The following is a 16031-nucleotide window of genomic DNA, read 5'->3' as shown; positions in this document are numbered from 1 at the left end:
CAGAGCATCCGGTGCTTTTAAGCTGAGGCTGTCCTTGCGGATTGCATTAAGGCCTTCAGCTGCTGAACTTCTGCTGCGCTGGCTTTCTGCAATGGCTTTCTAGGCTCGCCGGCGCAGAAGCCTAATTCATTTAACCCGGCTTTCACGGTTTTCGGCAGGCCGCCCTGCACAATGAAGCGCAGCAAAGGCAACTGCCGGTAAAACAGCGCCTGGGCATGGCTTAAATCGCCTTGCTTGACGGCCTGATACAGCTGGCCGGGCAGTTCGCCAAGCAGATTCGGCGCTGCCGTGCACCAGCCGCTGGCGCCGGCGCAAAATGCCTCAAGCGCCAGCGGGTTGCAGCCGTTGTAAAATGGCAATTGCCCCTGAGTTAATTCATGAAATTTGTGCATGCGCTGAATATCGCCAGTGCTGTCTTTGACCATGCAGATATTTTCAATTTCCCGATACATTTTCACAATCAGCTCCGGCGCCATATCCATGCCGCTGGTTGCCGGGTTGTTATAGACCATGACCGGAAGCTTGCTGGCCGCAGCGACCTGCTGATAATAGTCATAGATTTCCTGATCATTCAGTTTCCAGTAGGACACCGGCATGACCATAATAATGTCTGCGCCAAGCTCCTCAGCTTTTTGCGCTTTCTGCACCGCCATCGCTGTGGTCAGTTCAGAGATGCCCAGGATGACCGGCACACGGTGATTGACCGTTTCAATGCTTTTCTGCGCGACCTGCTGCCATTCCTGCCAGGACAAATAAGCGCTTTCTCCTGCACTGCCGAGCGGCGCAATCGCGTCACACTGATGCTCCAGCAAAGCATTCAATGTGATTGCAAGCGCGTCAAAATCCACCTCTTGAGTGTCCGGCTTAAATGGCGTGACCGGGTAAGCAATAATGCCTGCTAATTTCATTTTCATTGCTCCTCTATGCAGTCGGAATGGTTTTTTAAAGCCTTGCGCGCGTAATAGGCGAAATTGACTTGATTGCGCTTGTCTGCAGAGACCCAGTCATGCGCTTCTTTGGCCAGTTCATGCGGAATGGGCTGAATTTGCCCGGCTGCCATCGCCAGCAGCTGCAGGCGGGCGGCGCGTTCAATTAAAATGGCTAAATTGCAGGCCTCTTCAATTGTTTTGCCGGCCACCAGCTGGCCATGATGCGACAGTAAAACCGCGCGGTTTTTTCCCAGCGCTTCTGAAATGAAAATGCCTTCCTCGTTGCCCACGGGAACGCCCGGCCAGTCGGCCACGAAAGAGCAGTCTTCATATAAAGCGCAGGTATCCATTTGCGCAATCGCCAAGGGCACGCGCAGCATGGATAAAGCCGCAACATGCGTGGGATGGGTATGGATGATGCAGTTCACTTCCGGGTGCTGCTTGTAAATCCAGGTATGGAAACGGTTGGCCGGATTCGCCATGCCTTGGCCATTTAAGGGCTTAAGGTCTTCATCCACTTCCAGCAGGTTCTGCGCGGTAATTTCATCAAAGCCCAAACCGAAGCGCTGGGTGATAAAAGCATTGCCTTGCGCGGTGCGGCAGGTAATTTGCCCTGCCAGCCCGGCATCATGCCCATGATCAAATAAAATGCGGCAGCTGAGCGCCAGCTTCTGCCGGTCGGTATAAATTGAATCTTGAAAAAGCTGCTGCATGTTCTGCTGCGCGCTTTGCATCAATTGCTGCTTATCAAGCAATGCTGTTTCCATAAAAGCCTCTTATTCAGTTGATTTGCCGTCAGGGCCAGTGCAGAATAAGAATTCTGTGGATTAATTAAAATATCCAGTTTTTAAAACTTATATGGGCCAGAAGCTTATGCGCCAGCCTTGGAAAATCCGCCTGCATTTGGCCGGCCGGGATGAGAAAACGCTTTTCTTAAAGCTGGCCAATCAGGTGATTCAGGAGATTCTATCCGGCAGGCTGACTCCGGGCGCACGCTTGCCGGGTTCACGGACGCTGGCGGATGAACTTGGCATTAACCGCAAAACCGTGCAGTCGGTGTATGAAGATTTGGAAGCGCAGGGCTGGCTGGTTTCAAAGGCGCGGCAGGGCACTTTTGTGTCTGAATATTTGCCGGACTTGAATATTCAGCCTGCCGCTTCTGTTCAGCCGCGGCAGGATGCGCCCGCAGCATCAGCCCAGGCGCAGATGAAAAATGACGGGGTTCCTGACAGCCGGCTGATTCCGTATGAGCTGTTTTCCCGCGCATACCGGCATGCGCTGATTCAGGTCACGCGCCATCAAATTATGGGCTATGGCGATCCGCAAGGCAGTTCGGAGCTTCGCCAGGCCTTGCTGCATATGCTGTCGATGGAGCGCTTTATTCAGACTTCTGCGGAGAATATCTGCGTGGTCCGCGGCAGCCAGATGGGGATTTTTCTGGCGGCCCGCGTTCTTGCCCGGCACCAGCCGCAGCGCAATATCATTGTTGTGGAGCAATGGGCTTACCCGCCGGCGGTGGAAACCTTCCTGTCCAATCATTATCAGGTTATCCGGGTGCGCTTAGACCGGCATGGCTTGGATACGGAGCACCTGACTGAAATTTTGTCCGCGCATGCGGTCGCTGCCGTGTACACCACGCCGCATCATCAGTATCCAACCACTGTTACGATGCCGATGGAGCGCAGGCTGAAGCTGCTGGAACTCTCCAAAGCTTTTGATTTTTATATTATTGAAGATGATTATGACCATGAATTCCATTATGACAGCCGGCCAATTCCGCCGCTGATCAGCCTGCCGGCAGCGGATAAAGTCATTCATATCGGCTCGCTGTCCAAAGTATTTGCGCCAAGCTTAAGGATAGGCTATGTCGTGGCCGGCCTGCAGATTATTCAGGCGATGAAGCAGGATATTCTGCTGATTGATAAGCAGGGCAATGCCATTACGGAACTGGCGATGGCTGAACTGATGCAGCAGGGCGAAGTTAAGCGCCATATCCGCAAAATGCGCAAGATTTACCAGCAGCGCAGGGATTATGCGCTCATGGCGTTTCAGCAGATTTTTGACTGCCGGGCGGAAATTGCTGCCCCTGCCGGCGGCATGGCTTTATGGGTTAAATTCAATTTCCCTTACCAGCCGCAGCATGCCGAAGCTTTAAGGCAGCTGCAGATTGACTCAGAATATGATTTCGGTTCGGCGCCTGATTCGGCAGCCGGCAGCTTTTATATCCGCTTTGGCTTCGCCGCCCTGACTGAAGCGGAAATCAGCCGGACGGTGCAAAGGCTGCGTCAGGCGCTGCTGCCTGATGAGTCCTGAACGGCAGAAGCCGGCGCAGATCAGCTGTCCTGCCTGAGATAAAAAAACCGGAAGCAGAATGCTCCCGGTTCTGGCTGCATCAGTTTAAAGGCATGCGGTATTCAATCACCCCCGGCTTTTCCGCAATCCAGTCATACAGCCTTTGCGCCGTGCGGTTGCTTTCCTGCGTGTGCCAGTATAAGCGCGCGCAGTGCTGATGGAGCGCCTGCTGCTGCACGTATTCAATCAGGCGCCTGCCGATCTGCTGGCCGCGGGCTTCAGGCGAAACATATAAGTCTTCCAGATAGCAGAAGTTCTGCTCGGCCCATGTGGAGCGGTGAATCACATAATGCACAAAGCCTAAAAGCTGCCCGTCCTGTTTGGCGACGGCGCAATACACCGGCTCTGCGTCATCAGAAAAGCGCTGCCATGTGCTTTGCGTGACCGCGCTGGACAGCGCCACTTTGTAAAAGTCCTGATAAGCACGCCAATATTCTGCCCACTGCGGGTAGTCCTGCTGCGCTGGCGGGGCAATTTGAATTGCTGAATTTTGCACTGATCTTCTCCGTTATGCGGGGGGATGAGGAAATGGGAGAAATGAGTGTAGTTGCTATTGCGGTATCTTGATAAGGCACACTTTTGATATTTTTGACAGTACCAGTTTTATCTATGCGCAGCCTCAGCATTCTGTAAAAGGAATGCTGAGGCCCTGCAAGGAACCGCTGATCAGGCCCAAACAGCGGCCTTGATCACCGGGAGGTATTTGTTCTGAATTTGCCATTTAAAATGGCATAGGAAATTAAGCCGAAAATCAGTCCCCAAAAGGCGCCGCCAATTCCGAGCAGGGAGATATCGGCTGCGGTAGCAAGAAAGGTAATCAGCGATGCTTCACGGGCAGCGCTGTCGCTCATGGCATTTGCGAGGCTTCCGGCAATGCTTCCAAGCAGCGCGAGGCCGGCCAGCGTGCTGATGAATGCGGCGGGGAAAGCTGCAAATAAGGCCGCCAGCGTCACGCCGAATATGCCGACCAGAATGTAGAAAATTCCGGCAGCAATCCCTGCAATCCAGCGCTTTGACGGGTCAGGATGCGATTCCGGGCCTGTGCAGATGGCTGCGGTAATAGCCGCCAGATTAAATGCATGCGAGCCGAATGGCGCCATGACAAAGGAGCCCAGGCCTGTCAGGGCAAGAATGGGTTTGAGACTGGTTTGATAGCCGTCATTGCGCAGCACCAGCAGGCCAGGCATATACTGGCCTGTCAAGGTGATTAAAAATAACGGCAGGGCGACGCTGAGCAGCGCATTGACTGAAAATTCCGGCGCAGTAAAAACCGGGCTGGCCAGCTGCAGCGCAAAACCGGAAAAATCAATCCGCGCCTGCAGCAGCAGAAAAATAAAGCCGAAAACCAGCACGCTGACCACGGCATATCTGGCGGAAAACCGCTTCGCCAGCAGATAAATCAGGAACAGCGCTATGACTAAAAATGGATCGATGCTGATGCTGGAAAATGCGGCGATGCCGAACTGCAGCAGAATGCCCGCCAGCAAACCGGAAGCGATGCTGGGCGGAATGAGGCGGATCAGTTTTTCAAAATATCCCGTGAGTCCTAAAATGACAAAGGCCAGCGCGGAAAGCAGGTAGGCGCCAATGGCTTCGGCATAGGGAACCGCTGCCAGCGCTGTGATCAGGAAAGCGGCTGCAGGGGTAGACCATGCGGTAATTATGGGTTCCCGGCTGAGCCAGCTTAACAGTATTCCGGTGATGCCGACGCCGATGGAAATAGACCAAACCCATGATGCGGTGAGTTCAGGGCTGAGCCCTGCGGCTTTGGCAGCCTGAAATATCAGAATGAAAGTGCCGCCATAATTCACAATGACTGAGATCAGCCCGGCAATGACCGGATGCATCAGGTCAGATGAGTAATGGCGCAAAGAATGCTGCGGAGAGTGCATAAGCCCGTCCCTGAGAGGTTTTATTATGAATGGAGGCCCGCAGCGCTTGAGCTGGATACTGGATTTTTCTCAATGATTTGCGCTGGAGCAACTGAGTGTAGTTTTTGCTGTGGTATTTTTATAAGATACACTTCTGATATTTTTGACAGTACCAGTTCTGATTATGGCTGCACCCTCATCTGCTTATTTCCCGCATCTGATTTTGCCTGAAGGGCAGATTAAAGACGGCTTATACAGCGCTTTGCGCGATGCTGTACTGGATGGGCGCCTGAGTTCCGGCACCAAGCTGCCGTCCAGCCGCGCCTTGGCGGAAATGATGTCTATTTCCAGAAATTCCGTACTGGCTGCCGTAGAGCGCCTGCTGGATGAGGGCTATCTGGTGACTAAGCCGAGTTCCGGCACCTATGTGGCTGACATCATTCCGGATCAATTGATTCATATTCAGCAGGACTTAAGGCAGCCCTCAAAAAGCCAGCCTCAGCGCTTGAATATCAACCCTCACATCGCCAGCCTGCTGCCGGCCTGGCGGCGGCAGAATATGTCAGGGCAGGGGAAAAAAATATTTCATGTTGGCGTCGGCTGTGTTGATTTATTTCCGCATCAGCTGTGGGGGAAATTATTGGGGCGCGCCTGGCGCCAGTCCCGCAGCCAATTAGGGCAGCTGCATGACTGCCGCGGCTATCTGCCTTTGCGTCAGGCCATTTGCGACTATGTGCGCTCCACGCGGGGGCTGAACTGCAATGAACAGCAGATTCTGATTGTGAATGGCACGCAGCAGGCGATCCACTTGGCTGCCTATGCATTGCTGCAGCCGCAGGATCAGGTTTGTCTGGATGAACCGGGCTATGACGCTGCCTTAAGCATTTTCCGCAGCTTCGGTCTGCTGGTTCATCCGGCCGGCAGCGACGATGAGGGGATGAAAATCCCGGAGGTGATCAGCCGCTATCCCGAAAGCAGGCTGATTTATACTGCGCCGTCTCACCAGTTTCCTTTAGGCGGCACGCTGAGCCTGAGCCGCAGATTTGCGCTGCTGGACTGGGCGGCAAGCCGGCAAAAGTGGATTTTTGAAGATGACTATAACAGTGAGTTCCGCTACGGCACGCACCCCATTCAGGCGCTGCAGGGGCTGGATCAGCAGCAGCGGGTCATTTATTCCGGCACTTTTTCCAAAATGATGTTTCCGGAATTTCGCTTAGGATTCATGGTTGTGCCTGAAGCTTTAATCGAAACGTTCAGTTTTGCCAAATATCATACCGACACGCGCAGCGCTTATCTGGAACAGGCAGCTCTGGCTTTGTTCATTCGGGAAGGCCACTATGCGCGGCATGTGCGCAAAGTCCGCAAAGCCTGCCACGAACGCCAGCAGGCTTTAATTGCGGCGCTGCAGCAGCTTCTTCCGGAGGTATTAACCGTTCAGCCTACAGACTCCGGCATTCATCTTGTCTGCTGGCTGAAAGGCGCATGGACTGAGCAGCGCTTTATTGAAAAGTGCGTGGAAGCTGATCTGGCGGTTCAGCCCTTGTCCCGCTATTGCCAAAGCCCCCCTGCCAAAGCCGCGGTGCTGTTCGGTTACGCTGCCCATGCGCCGGATGAAATCAGGTCGAATATTGCAAAGCTTGCGCAGCGCATCAAGATGAACGAGGAAAACTGATTCTCTGCATTTCATCGGTAAACAGGGCGAAGGCCGTTGCGGCCTTCGCGCTAAAGCGCAGGCCCTTTAATTGCCTAAAACGCTTTAGAAATTCTGTTAAATTTCATCGCTTGGAAATCATAATTTAGTATAGTGCTGTTAATTCTTCACAAAACTGCCGTTATATGTCCGACTTGGCCGCCGCTTCCCAGCGCATTCCTAAATATATTGCAATCCGTGATGCAATCGCCCATGAAATAGAGTCAGGACAGCTGGCCAGCAATGCAAAACTCTCCTCAGAACGCGCGCTGTCGGAACAGTTTGCAACGACGCGGGTCGCAGTCAGGGAAGCGCTGCTGGCGCTGGAAATGGATGGCCTTATTTACCGCTTAGACCGCCGCGGCTGGTTTGTCCGCGCGCCGCGGATCACCTACCGCCCGCAGTCAACCAAAAGCTTTAATCAGTATGTGCAGGAGCAGGGCGGCGCGCCGGCCACGGAACTGCTTTCCGCTGAGCTGGTGCAGGCCACCAGCTGGGATGCGGCGCATTTGAATATTAATTTGGGTGATGAGATCTATTCGGTTTGGCGCCGGCGCAGCATTAATGGCCGGCCTGCCGTGGTTGAGCATCTCAGGGTCAATGCCCGGCTTTTTCCGCATTTTTTGGAGCAGAATTTAGAAGCTTCAATTACCCTGCTGATGGCGGAACAGTACCGGCGCCAGCTGACCCGGGCGCATATTAATCTGTACCCGACGGCATTTTCTGAGCAGCAGGCCAAAGCGCTGCATGTCAATGCCGGCAGCATGGGGCTGTATATCTGCCGCACCAACCGTGACCAGAACGGCATGATTACCGATGTTGATCAGGAGTACTGGCTGCATGACGTGCTGGATCTGCATTTTGAAGCGCATGAATAATTCCAATCTGGTTTAAACCAGATTAATTAAACTGTCATAAACTTCTGCTGAAATACTGACTATCAAAAAGCTGCATTCATTAGGAATGGCATATGAGTCAGTATTTAAAGCGGTATGAAAAAACGGCGGGAATATTGGCGGCCGGCGCGCTGGCTGCCTGCATTTTGACGGGATGCACGACAAATTCCGCTTCAAAAGATGCAGAGCAAATTACCGTTTATACGGCGGTAGAAGCCGATCAGCTTAAGCGCTACCAGTGGGAGCTGCGCAAGGCGCATCCTGAGCTTCGGGTGAAATGGGTGCGCGATTCTACAGGCGTGATTACCGCAAAACTGCTGGCGGAGCAGAAAAACCCTCAAGCCGATGCAGTGATGGGGCTGGCCTTAACCAGCCTGCTGGTTATGGAAAAAACCGGCATGCTGCAGCCGTACCGGCCAAAAAATGTCGATCAGCTCAAGCCGGAATTTTACAGCCAGAAAGGCCAGCCCACGTGGACCGGCATGACGGCCTGGGAATCCGCCGTATGCGTCAACACCGTTGAACTGAAAAAGAAAAACTTGCCCATGCCGCAGACTTGGCAGGACCTTGCCCAGCCCATCTATAAAAATCTGATTGTCATGCCTAACCCCGCTTCGAGCGGCACAGGCTATCTGGATGTCACCGCATGGATGCAGATTTTTGGCCGCCAGCAGGCATGGTCCTACATGCAGGCTTTAGATAAGAATATTGCACAATATGTTCATTCCGGCTCTAAGCCCTGCAAGATGGCCGCTCAGGGGGAAACCGTGATTGGCATCTCTTTCGGCTATCCGGGCTTTAAGCTGAAGTCGCGCGGCGCGCCTTTGGAAATTGTTTATCCCAAAGAAGGGCTGGGCTGGGAAATGGAAGCCTCCGCCATTTTGAAAGGCACAAAAAAGCTCAGCAGCGCGCAAAAATTCATAGATTGGACAGTCAGCCAAGCGGCCAATCAGGCCTATGCGCAAAATTTTTCCATGGTGGCGCATCAAAAGGTGCAGAGCAGCAATCCGGATTTTCCTAAAGACCTGCAGCAGCGCCTGGTTAAAAATGATTTTTACTGGGCTGCCGAACAGCGTGAGCGGATTTTAAAGCAGTGGTCAGCGCAGTTTGAAAAGTAATTCCGAAGCATTTCCCAATAATTGAATAAGAAATTAGGCGCCTTATGCAGATTCCAAGCCATTTAAACCAGACCCTTGCAAGGCCGGGCGCAGAAACGCCGGCCGGCCATTTGCTCTCGACGTTAAAAACCTATCAGGCGGCAGCGCCGAAAACAGTGCTTGAAGCGCTGGATATTCAAAAGTCCTTTGCGCAAACCAAAGTGCTGGAGCATATCAATTTAGATTTGAAAGCAGGCGAGTTCGTCAGCTTTTTAGGGCCGTCCGGCTGCGGCAAAACCACGCTGCTGCGGATTATTGCAGGGCTGGAACAGCCGGATTATGGCCGGATCATCAAGCAGGATGCTGATATCACCAATTTCAGTACAGCCAAGCGCAAATGCGGCCTTGTCTTTCAGAACTATGCTTTATTTCCGAACCTGACGGCGGCTGAAAATATCGCATTCGGCCTGCATAAAAAGCAGTGGACGCCGGCGCAGATGCAGGCGCGGGTTGCCGAACTGCTGCAGCTGATTGAGCTGCCGCAGATTGCGGATAAATATCCGAACCAGCTGTCCGGCGGCCAGCAGCAGCGGGTTGCCTTGGCCCGGGCGCTTGCGCCGAAGCCCGACATCCTGCTGCTGGATGAGCCTTTATCTGCGCTGGACGCTTTGGTGCGCCTGAATCTGCGCCAGAAAATCCGCGCCATTCAGCGCCAGCTCAACTTGCCGGCGATTATGGTCACGCATGATCAGGAAGAGGCGCTGAGCATTTCTGACCGGGTTGCGGTGATGAATAAAGGCGTGATTGAGCAGCTGGATACGCCGCACAATATTTATTACAGGCCGCAAACCCGCTTTGTGGCGCAATTCATCGGCAGCATGAACTTCATGCAGGCTGCCGCCGTATCTGAACGCTGCCTGAATATTGCCGGCCGGTATCTCCTAGACTGCGGCGCCCCGAAGCTGCAGGCGGGTGAACAGCTGGAAATCGCTTTCCGTCCTGAAAACGCTAAGCTGGCGCTGCAGGCGGATTTGGCTTCAGGCCAGCTGAACCTGCCGGTGCAGATTCTGAATATGGAGTTTTTAGGCGCAAAGCGCCGGCTGTTCTGCGCGCTGAACCTGCAGGATCAGGCGCCCGCAGCGCAGGCCCGGCTGCAGGTGGATATTGAAAATCAGCAGCTGCCGCATTTGGCGGAGGAAATGTGGCTGCAGGTGCCGCTCAGCGCGCTGCATATTTTTGATCTGCAAGGGTGGGCAAAATGCTGAATCAATCTGCTGCTGAGGCGCTGCTGAAGAGCAGGGCGTATCGGCGCCCGCGCTATTCGCTGCGTTCAAGTCTGGTTTTATTCACCGCAGCGGTGCTGCTGACCTTAAGCCTGATTGCGCCCTTGCTGATGCTGCTGCAAAGCGCATTTTTAGATGAAAAGCAGCAATTTGCCGGGCTGGAAAACTTTGCTGCGTATTTTTCCAATCCTGCCTTAAGGTCATCCATTTTCAACTCGGTCTGGATCGCGCTGGCGGCCATGCTGCTGACGGTGGCAGCAGCGGCTGTATATGCATTTGCCCTGACCTGCAGCAATATCCGCGGCAAAGCGTTCTTTAAAGCGGCTGCGTTCCTGCCGATACTGGCGCCTTCTATTTTGCCTTCGCTGGCGCTGGTGTATTTATTCGGCCAGCAAGGCGTGCTGAAAGGCCTGCTGGGCGGTGTTGAAATTTACGGGCCGTTGGGCATTTTAATCAGCTATTGCTTCTGGCTGTTTCCCGCCATGGTCATGCTGATGATGGCGTCTTTCCGCAATATTGACCAGCGCCTGATTGAAGCTTCCCGCTGTTTGGGCAAAAACGCTTGGCAAACCCATATGGCGGTCACGCTGCCGGCCATCCGCTACGGTCTGGTCAGCGCCTGCCTGGTGGCATTTACCTATGTGATGACCGATTTCGGCATTCCAAAAGTCATTGGCGGGTCATTCAATATGATGGCTTTGGACGTCTATAAGCAGATTATCGGCCAGCAGAATGTCAACATGGGCGCCGTGATTTCAATGCTGCTGCTGTGTCCTGCAGTCATGGCCTTTGCCTTTGACCGCTATCAAAGCCGCCGGCAGGAACGCTATCAAAATTTCCAGATTCAGCCTTACCGCATGCCGCCGAACCCGCGTGCGGAAAAGGCATTGACGCTATTCTGCGGCGCAATTGCGGGCGCCATCCTGCTGATTGCGGTGACGGCAGTTTTGGCGTCATTCATCCGCTACTGGCCTTATGACTTGTCGCTGACCCTGAATCATTACCGCTTTGATTATGTGGATGGCGGCGGCTGGGCCAGCTACTTCAACTCAATTCAATTGGCTTTGTTCAGCGCAGCGGCCGGCACGCTTCTGATCTTTGTGATTGCACTTTTTACAGAGCGCTTCAAAGGCCATCCGGCGCTGAAAAGCTATGTGCAGATGCTGGTTTTGCTGCCTTTGGCCGTGCCGGGGCTGGTGCTGGGCATTGCCTATATCCTGTTTTTCAATGCGCCGGAAAATCCAGTTTCGGCGCTGTACGGCACCATGGCCTTGCTGGTGATTTCAACGGTTATCCATTATTACACTGTGCCGCATTTAACCCTGAGCAATGCCATTAAGCAGATTCCCGCGCAGCTGGATCAGGCCGCGCAAAGCTTAGGCGCGTCGAATTGGAAAATGTTCTGCAAAGTCTATTTGCCTCTGACCTTCCCGGCGCTGTGCGATGTTTCGGTCTATCTGTTTGTGAATGCCATGACCACGGTTTCCGCCGCAATCTTCCTGTATTCGCCGGATACCAGCTTAGCCTCTGTTGCCGTGCTGAATATGGATGATGCCGGTGATACCGTGGCGGCGGTCGCCATGAGCATTTTGATTTTGGCCACGTCATGCGCGGTCAAGCTGCTGCACTGGCTGCTGACCCGGAAAATGATGAAGTCCAGCCAGCGCTGGCGTGAGCATCGCCATTAAATATTTATCTTAAACCTTAATTTTAAAATGAATTTTAACCGCCTTCCTGAAAAGGCCAGGGATTTTTCATCCTGAAAAAAGTTCACAGAACACGGAATGACGCTATGAATACAGCAGATTCAGACTTGATTATTGTCGGAGCCGGCATTTTAGGCTTGTCGGCAGCCATTCAAGCCGCTGAGCAGGGCTTGAAAGTGCAGCTCTTTGAAAAAGACGCAGCGCCAGCCGGCGCAACACGGCGAAATTTCGGCATGGTCGGCACATCGACGCTGAGCCGCCCGGATGCAAAATGGCGTGAATACGCGCTGGAAACGCGCAAATTCTATCAGCGCATTCAGGCGCAGCATGATATTTCATTTCAGCAGCGCAATGGCCTGTATTTGGCCAATACTGAGCTGGAGTGGCAGGTGCTGCATGAATTCGCCCAAGCCGCGCCGGATTACCGCATTCCCGTTGAACTGCTCAATAGGCAGCAGCTTTTTGAAAAATACGCCTATTTAAATCCGGAAACCAAAATCCGCGGGGCCATGCTTTTTCAGGAAGATTATTCCGTTGAGCCGCATCTCGCGGGCAGCCGCCTGCTGCAATATGCGCAGCAGCTGGGTGTGGAAATTCACTGCAATGCCTGTGTTGTCCGCGCACGCTCAAAAGACGGGCTGGCGGAAATTCAGCTGGCCTCAGGGCAGCAGCATGCGGCGGCGAAAGTGCTGATTTGCCACGGCGAAGTGACGCAGATTCTTTATCCGGAAATTCTGCAGCAGCTTGGGCTGCAGCGCTGCAGCCTGCAGATGGCCTTAACCCGGCCGCTTGCGCATGAGCTGCAGGCCTCCATTTATTCCGGCCTGTCAATTTCACGCTATCCGGCTTTTGAAATCTGCCCCAGCCATCAGGCGCTCATTGATGAGTCGCAGCAGGGCTTGGTGAAAAAATACGGCATTCATATTCTGCTGAAGCAGAATCAGTCCGGGCAAATCATTCTGGGCGACAGCCATGAATACAGCGCAATTGACGCCGCGCCGCAGTTTAGCCAGCGTGAAGAAATCAGCCAATTCATTCTGCGCTACTGCAAAGAAAACATTGGCTTGGCGCTGCCGGAAATTGAATCGCGCTGGAACGGCTATTACCTGGCGCACCCCGCAGAATTGGCGTGCGTGACCGAAGCGGAACCGCACATCTACCTGATCAGCGCGATTGCCGGCAAGGGCATGACCACCGGCGCAGGCTTCATGAAGGAAGTGCTGGAAAATTATATTCTGTAATCTGGTTTAAACCAGATTGATTTATGCTGTATTGAAATTCTGATGAGGCTGCTATTTTTATGAACGCGCATATTGAACTGGAAAATAAATATCTGCTGCTGACGCCGGGGCCGCTGTCTACATCGGCAGGGGTGCGCCGCGTGATGCAGCGCGACTGGTGTACATGGGACAAAGAATACAACGGCCTGGTGCAGGACATCCGCTGCCGTTTGACGGCGCTGGCGACGGCGCAGCCTGAAAAGTACAGCGCTGTGCTGATGCAGGGCAGCGGCAGCTTTTCGGTCGAAGCGGTGCTGGGTTCCGCCATTCCAAAGAGCGGCAAAATTCTAATCATCAACAATGGCGCATACGGCGCGCGCATGGTGCAAATGGCGCGCTGCCTGAATATTGCAGCTGTTGAGCTGGCTTATGCTGAAACGCAAGCGCCTGACCTGCAGGAAATTGCAGCTGCTTTGGCGGATGACAGCATTACCCATGTGTCTTGCGTGCACTGTGAAACCACCACCGGCCTGCTGAACCCGGTGCAGGAAATCGGCCGCTTAGTGAAAGCTGCCGGCAAAGTCTGGATTGTGGACGCTATGAGCTCTTTTGGCGGCGTGCCGATGGATATTGCTGAACTGGATATCGATTTTATGATTTCCAGCGCCAATAAATGCATTCAAGGCGTTCCGGGCTTTGGCTTTATTGTGGCAAAGCGTGAACAGCTGCAGGCCTGCAAAGGCTTGGCGCGTTCAGTCAGCTTAGACCTGCATGACCAGTGGAACACCATGGAGCAGCAGGATGGAAAATGGCGCTTTACTTCGCCCACCCATGTGGTGCGCGCTTTTTATCAAGCCTTGCTGGAGCTGGAGCAGGAAGGCGGCGTGGCAGCCCGCCATCAGCGTTATTTCAATAATCAGCAGCGTCTGGCTGCCGGCATGCAGGCGCTGGGTTTTGAACGGGTGCTGGACCCGGCGGCGCCGCAGTCGCCGATTATCACCACATTTTTATATCCAGATGAAGCCGGTTTCAGCTTTCAGGCCCTGTATGAAAATTTAAAGCAGGCAGGCTTTGTGATTTATCCCGGCAAAGTCACCGACTTGAACTGCTTCCGCATCGGCAATATTGGCGAAGTTTATCTGGATGATATTGAACGGCTGTTAGATGCCGTACGGATCTGCCGCCAAACTGACTGATTCAATTCTCAGCGCTTTTTGATCACTTTAATTTTTAGGAAACGACTTATGGCAGCTTTAAATACTCAATTGCAGGCGGTTATTTTTGACTGGGCGGGCACTACGGTGGATTTCGGTTCGCGCGCGCCGATTTTAGCCTTCATGGCGCTGTTTGCAGACAATAATGTTGAGATCAGCATTGCCGAAGCACGCGCGCCAATGGGGCTGGAAAAGCGCGATCACATTGCCGCTGTGCTGAAAATGCCGCGCGTAGCCGCAGCATGGAAAGCAGCGCATGGCGCAGAAGCGGCGGCTGCCGATATTGACCGCCTGTATCAGGACTTTATTCCCTATCAGCTGAAAGCGATTCCGCAATGCTCAGCATTGATTCCGGGCGCTGCAGAAGCTTTTGCGGATATCCGCGCGCGCGGCGCAAAAATCGGCAGCAATACCGGCTATGCCGCCATGATGATTGGCCAGCTGCGGCAGGATGCTGCCAGCCAAGGCTATGCGCCGGACTGCATTATTACGGCAAGCGATGTCAAGCATGGCCGGCCCTATCCTGAAATGCTGTGGAAAAACCTGATGGAACTGGAGGTTTCAGACATTAAAGCAGCGGTGAAAGTGGATGATACCGCGGTCGGGATTGCAGAAGGCTTAAACGCCGGCTGCTGGACGGTCGGTTTGGCGGTGAGCGGCAATGAAGTCGGCTTAAGCCATGCAGAATGGTGCGCGCTTGGCGCATCAGAACAGAACGCTTTAAAAGAAAAAGCCTATGCAAAAATGCGGGCATCCGGCGCGCATTATGTGATTGACAGCATTGCGGACTTGCCAGCGGTTTTAGACGCGATTGAACAGCGTCTGGCGCAGGGAGAAAAGCCTTAAAGGATAAAGCCTCCAGACAGCAAAGCCTGGATATTTCTGTAAATATCCAGGCTTTTTCATGAGGGAAAAACGGTTTTTACATCCGCTGGCGGATGATTTTATCCAGCTTTTTATCGATTTGACTGCGGTAGACATCTGGCAGTACGCGGGAGATTTTTGCCAAAATTCGCGCCTGCGTGCCCGGAATGATCATAAACTCAGAAGAAAAAATGCCGTCATAAATTTCTTTACAGGCTTTTTCAACCGGCATGCTGCCGCCCAGCTGCTTTAAGGCAGCCGTGACTGGCGAGCCATGTTTGCGCTCTTCAGTCACCAGCGGGGTGTCCACTTCCGGCGGGCAAACCACAGCGACTTCAATCTTCTGGCTGCGCAGTTCCATGCGCAGCACTTCAGCCAAGCCGACTACGCCAAATTTAGATGCGCAGTAGCCGGTGTAGCCATAGCAGCCGACTAAGCCGGCCGCCGAGGCAATAAACACCAGCTTAGGGCGCTTGCCTTGCTGCACGGCCTGCTTTAAAAAGGGCAGGGCAGCATGGGCCGTGTTGCGGCTGCCGACAAGGTTAATATTGATCTGCCTTTCGAATTCCTGAGAAGTCATTTCATCAAAGTTCTTCGCAATGCTGATCCCGGCGGAATTAATCAGCAAATCTGGCGTACCGAACATGGCAGCAGCTTCTGAAAATTTCGCGTCCATGCTGCTTTCATTCTGCACATCCACTTCAAAACCGCAGACCGCTGGAGAGTGTTTTTGCAAGTCTGCAATAGCTTGTTCTATTCCTGCGTGCGCAAAAATGCAGACTTGGTATTTATCTTTAAGCAGGCGCTTGGCCAGCTCCAGGCCAATGCCGCTGCTGCCGCCAGTGACCCATGCAGTTGGCAAATTTTCTTTATTAGTCATATTCATTTCCTTTGAATGGGGGCAGCCGG

At 53.4% G+C, this 16031-nt stretch carries 14 protein-coding genes; 9 read left to right on the top strand and 5 right to left on the bottom strand.

The window, feature by feature from the left end:
• Positions 1–17 precede the first annotated feature (17 nt).
• On the bottom strand, positions 18–908 hold the full coding sequence (locus tag RSA72_RS02160) for a dihydrodipicolinate synthase family protein (RefSeq protein WP_332632679.1): 891 nt from the start codon (positions 906–908) through the stop codon (positions 18–20).
• Between the two features lie 2 nt (positions 909–910).
• The gene (locus tag RSA72_RS02155) at positions 911–1696 is read right to left on the bottom strand and encodes an aldolase (protein ID WP_332621254.1); all 786 of its coding nucleotides are present in this window, start codon (positions 1694–1696) and stop codon (positions 911–913) included.
• A gap of 106 nt (positions 1697–1802) precedes the next feature.
• On the opposite strand from RSA72_RS02155, the gene pdxR (RSA72_RS02150) reads away from it, so the two are divergent.
• Entirely contained in the window at positions 1803–3242 is a 1440-nt protein-coding gene (gene pdxR / locus RSA72_RS02150; protein WP_443098266.1) for a MocR-like pyridoxine biosynthesis transcription factor PdxR, read from the top strand.
• A 79-nt stretch (positions 3243–3321) separates the two neighbouring features.
• On the opposite strand, the gene RSA72_RS02145 is transcribed toward pdxR (RSA72_RS02150), so the two are convergent.
• Positions 3322–3777, bottom strand: coding sequence for a GNAT family N-acetyltransferase (locus RSA72_RS02145; protein WP_332621252.1), 456 nt, complete (start codon positions 3775–3777; stop codon positions 3322–3324).
• A gap of 193 nt (positions 3778–3970) precedes the next feature.
• A complete protein-coding gene (locus tag RSA72_RS02140) occupies positions 3971–5173 on the bottom strand; it encodes a benzoate/H(+) symporter BenE family transporter (RefSeq protein ID WP_332621251.1) in 1203 nt (400 codons plus the stop codon).
• A 163-nt stretch (positions 5174–5336) separates the two neighbouring features.
• Between RSA72_RS02140 and pdxR (RSA72_RS02135) the strand changes: the two genes are divergently transcribed.
• The 8 genes from pdxR (RSA72_RS02135) to phnX all read left to right on the top strand — a co-directional run bounded on the left by pdxR (RSA72_RS02135) (position 5337) and on the right by phnX (position 15104).
• The gene (gene pdxR / locus RSA72_RS02135) at positions 5337–6824 is read left to right on the top strand and encodes a MocR-like pyridoxine biosynthesis transcription factor PdxR (RefSeq protein ID WP_332621257.1); all 1488 of its coding nucleotides are present in this window, start codon (positions 5337–5339) and stop codon (positions 6822–6824) included.
• 164 nt (positions 6825–6988) lie between these two features.
• Positions 6989–7720, top strand: a complete 732-nt coding sequence (locus tag RSA72_RS02130; protein ID WP_332621249.1) for a UTRA domain-containing protein — start codon at positions 6989–6991, stop codon at positions 7718–7720.
• A gap of 92 nt (positions 7721–7812) precedes the next feature.
• The gene (locus RSA72_RS02125) at positions 7813–8856 is read left to right on the top strand and encodes a putative 2-aminoethylphosphonate ABC transporter substrate-binding protein (RefSeq protein ID WP_332621247.1); all 1044 of its coding nucleotides are present in this window, start codon (positions 7813–7815) and stop codon (positions 8854–8856) included.
• 44 nt (positions 8857–8900) lie between these two features.
• A complete protein-coding gene (locus tag RSA72_RS02120) occupies positions 8901–10100 on the top strand; it encodes an ABC transporter ATP-binding protein (protein ID WP_332621245.1) in 1200 nt (399 codons plus the stop codon).
• Positions 10094–11806 (top strand): putative 2-aminoethylphosphonate ABC transporter permease subunit, encoded by a 1713-nt coding sequence (locus RSA72_RS02115; RefSeq protein ID WP_332621243.1) that lies wholly within the window; start codon positions 10094–10096, stop codon positions 11804–11806. Before RSA72_RS02120 ends, RSA72_RS02115 begins: the two co-directional genes overlap by 7 nt.
• Positions 11807–11877: 71 nt before the next feature.
• The gene (locus tag RSA72_RS02110; RefSeq protein WP_332621256.1) at positions 11878–13065 is read left to right on the top strand and encodes a TIGR03364 family FAD-dependent oxidoreductase; all 1188 of its coding nucleotides are present in this window, start codon (positions 11878–11880) and stop codon (positions 13063–13065) included.
• A 59-nt stretch (positions 13066–13124) separates the two neighbouring features.
• Positions 13125–14240: a 2-aminoethylphosphonate--pyruvate transaminase gene (phnW, locus tag RSA72_RS02105; protein WP_332621241.1), complete on the top strand. Its 1116-nt coding sequence runs from the start codon at positions 13125–13127 to the stop codon at positions 14238–14240.
• Between the two features lie 48 nt (positions 14241–14288).
• A complete protein-coding gene (phnX, locus tag RSA72_RS02100) occupies positions 14289–15104 on the top strand; it encodes a phosphonoacetaldehyde hydrolase (RefSeq protein ID WP_332632676.1) in 816 nt (271 codons plus the stop codon).
• 76 nt (positions 15105–15180) lie between these two features.
• Here the strand turns inward: phnX and RSA72_RS02095 are convergent, their stop codons facing one another.
• Positions 15181–16002 carry an SDR family NAD(P)-dependent oxidoreductase gene (locus RSA72_RS02095; protein ID WP_332621238.1) on the bottom strand — a complete coding sequence of 274 codons (822 nt, stop codon included), beginning with the start codon at positions 16000–16002 and terminating at the stop codon, positions 15181–15183.
• Positions 16003–16031 lie beyond the last annotated feature (29 nt).

The sequence above is a fragment of the Acinetobacter sp. genome (assembly GCF_036659555.1).
In the GTDB taxonomy this organism is placed as follows: domain Bacteria; phylum Pseudomonadota; class Gammaproteobacteria; order Pseudomonadales; family Moraxellaceae; genus Acinetobacter.
The sequence above is the reverse complement of the archived record's forward strand: the minus strand, read 5'-3'. Positions and strand labels throughout refer to the sequence as shown.

What these genes read in the sequence shown, in the direction of transcription:
- RSA72_RS02095 (WP_332621238.1), bottom strand. Translation starts at nt 16,002, where the DNA reads ATGACTAATAAAGAAAATTTGCCAACTGCATGGGTCACTGGCGGCAGC.
- RSA72_RS02120 (WP_332621245.1), top strand. Translation starts at nt 8,901, where the DNA reads ATGCAGATTCCAAGCCATTTAAACCAGACCCTTGCAAGGCCGGGCGCA.
- RSA72_RS02155 (WP_332621254.1), bottom strand. Translation starts at nt 1,696, where the DNA reads ATGGAAACAGCATTGCTTGATAAGCAGCAATTGATGCAAAGCGCGCAG.
- RSA72_RS02130 (WP_332621249.1), top strand. Translation starts at nt 6,989, where the DNA reads ATGTCCGACTTGGCCGCCGCTTCCCAGCGCATTCCTAAATATATTGCA.
- RSA72_RS02115 (WP_332621243.1), top strand. Translation starts at nt 10,094, where the DNA reads ATGCTGAATCAATCTGCTGCTGAGGCGCTGCTGAAGAGCAGGGCGTAT.
- phnW (WP_332621241.1), top strand. Translation starts at nt 13,125, where the DNA reads ATGAACGCGCATATTGAACTGGAAAATAAATATCTGCTGCTGACGCCG.
- pdxR (WP_332621257.1), top strand. Translation starts at nt 5,337, where the DNA reads ATGGCTGCACCCTCATCTGCTTATTTCCCGCATCTGATTTTGCCTGAA.
- RSA72_RS02160 (WP_332632679.1), bottom strand. Translation starts at nt 908, where the DNA reads ATGAAATTAGCAGGCATTATTGCTTACCCGGTCACGCCATTTAAGCCG.
- phnX (WP_332632676.1), top strand. Translation starts at nt 14,289, where the DNA reads ATGGCAGCTTTAAATACTCAATTGCAGGCGGTTATTTTTGACTGGGCG.
- RSA72_RS02125 (WP_332621247.1), top strand. Translation starts at nt 7,813, where the DNA reads ATGAGTCAGTATTTAAAGCGGTATGAAAAAACGGCGGGAATATTGGCG.
- pdxR (WP_443098266.1), top strand. Translation starts at nt 1,803, where the DNA reads ATGCGCCAGCCTTGGAAAATCCGCCTGCATTTGGCCGGCCGGGATGAG.
- RSA72_RS02140 (WP_332621251.1), bottom strand. Translation starts at nt 5,173, where the DNA reads ATGCACTCTCCGCAGCATTCTTTGCGCCATTACTCATCTGACCTGATG.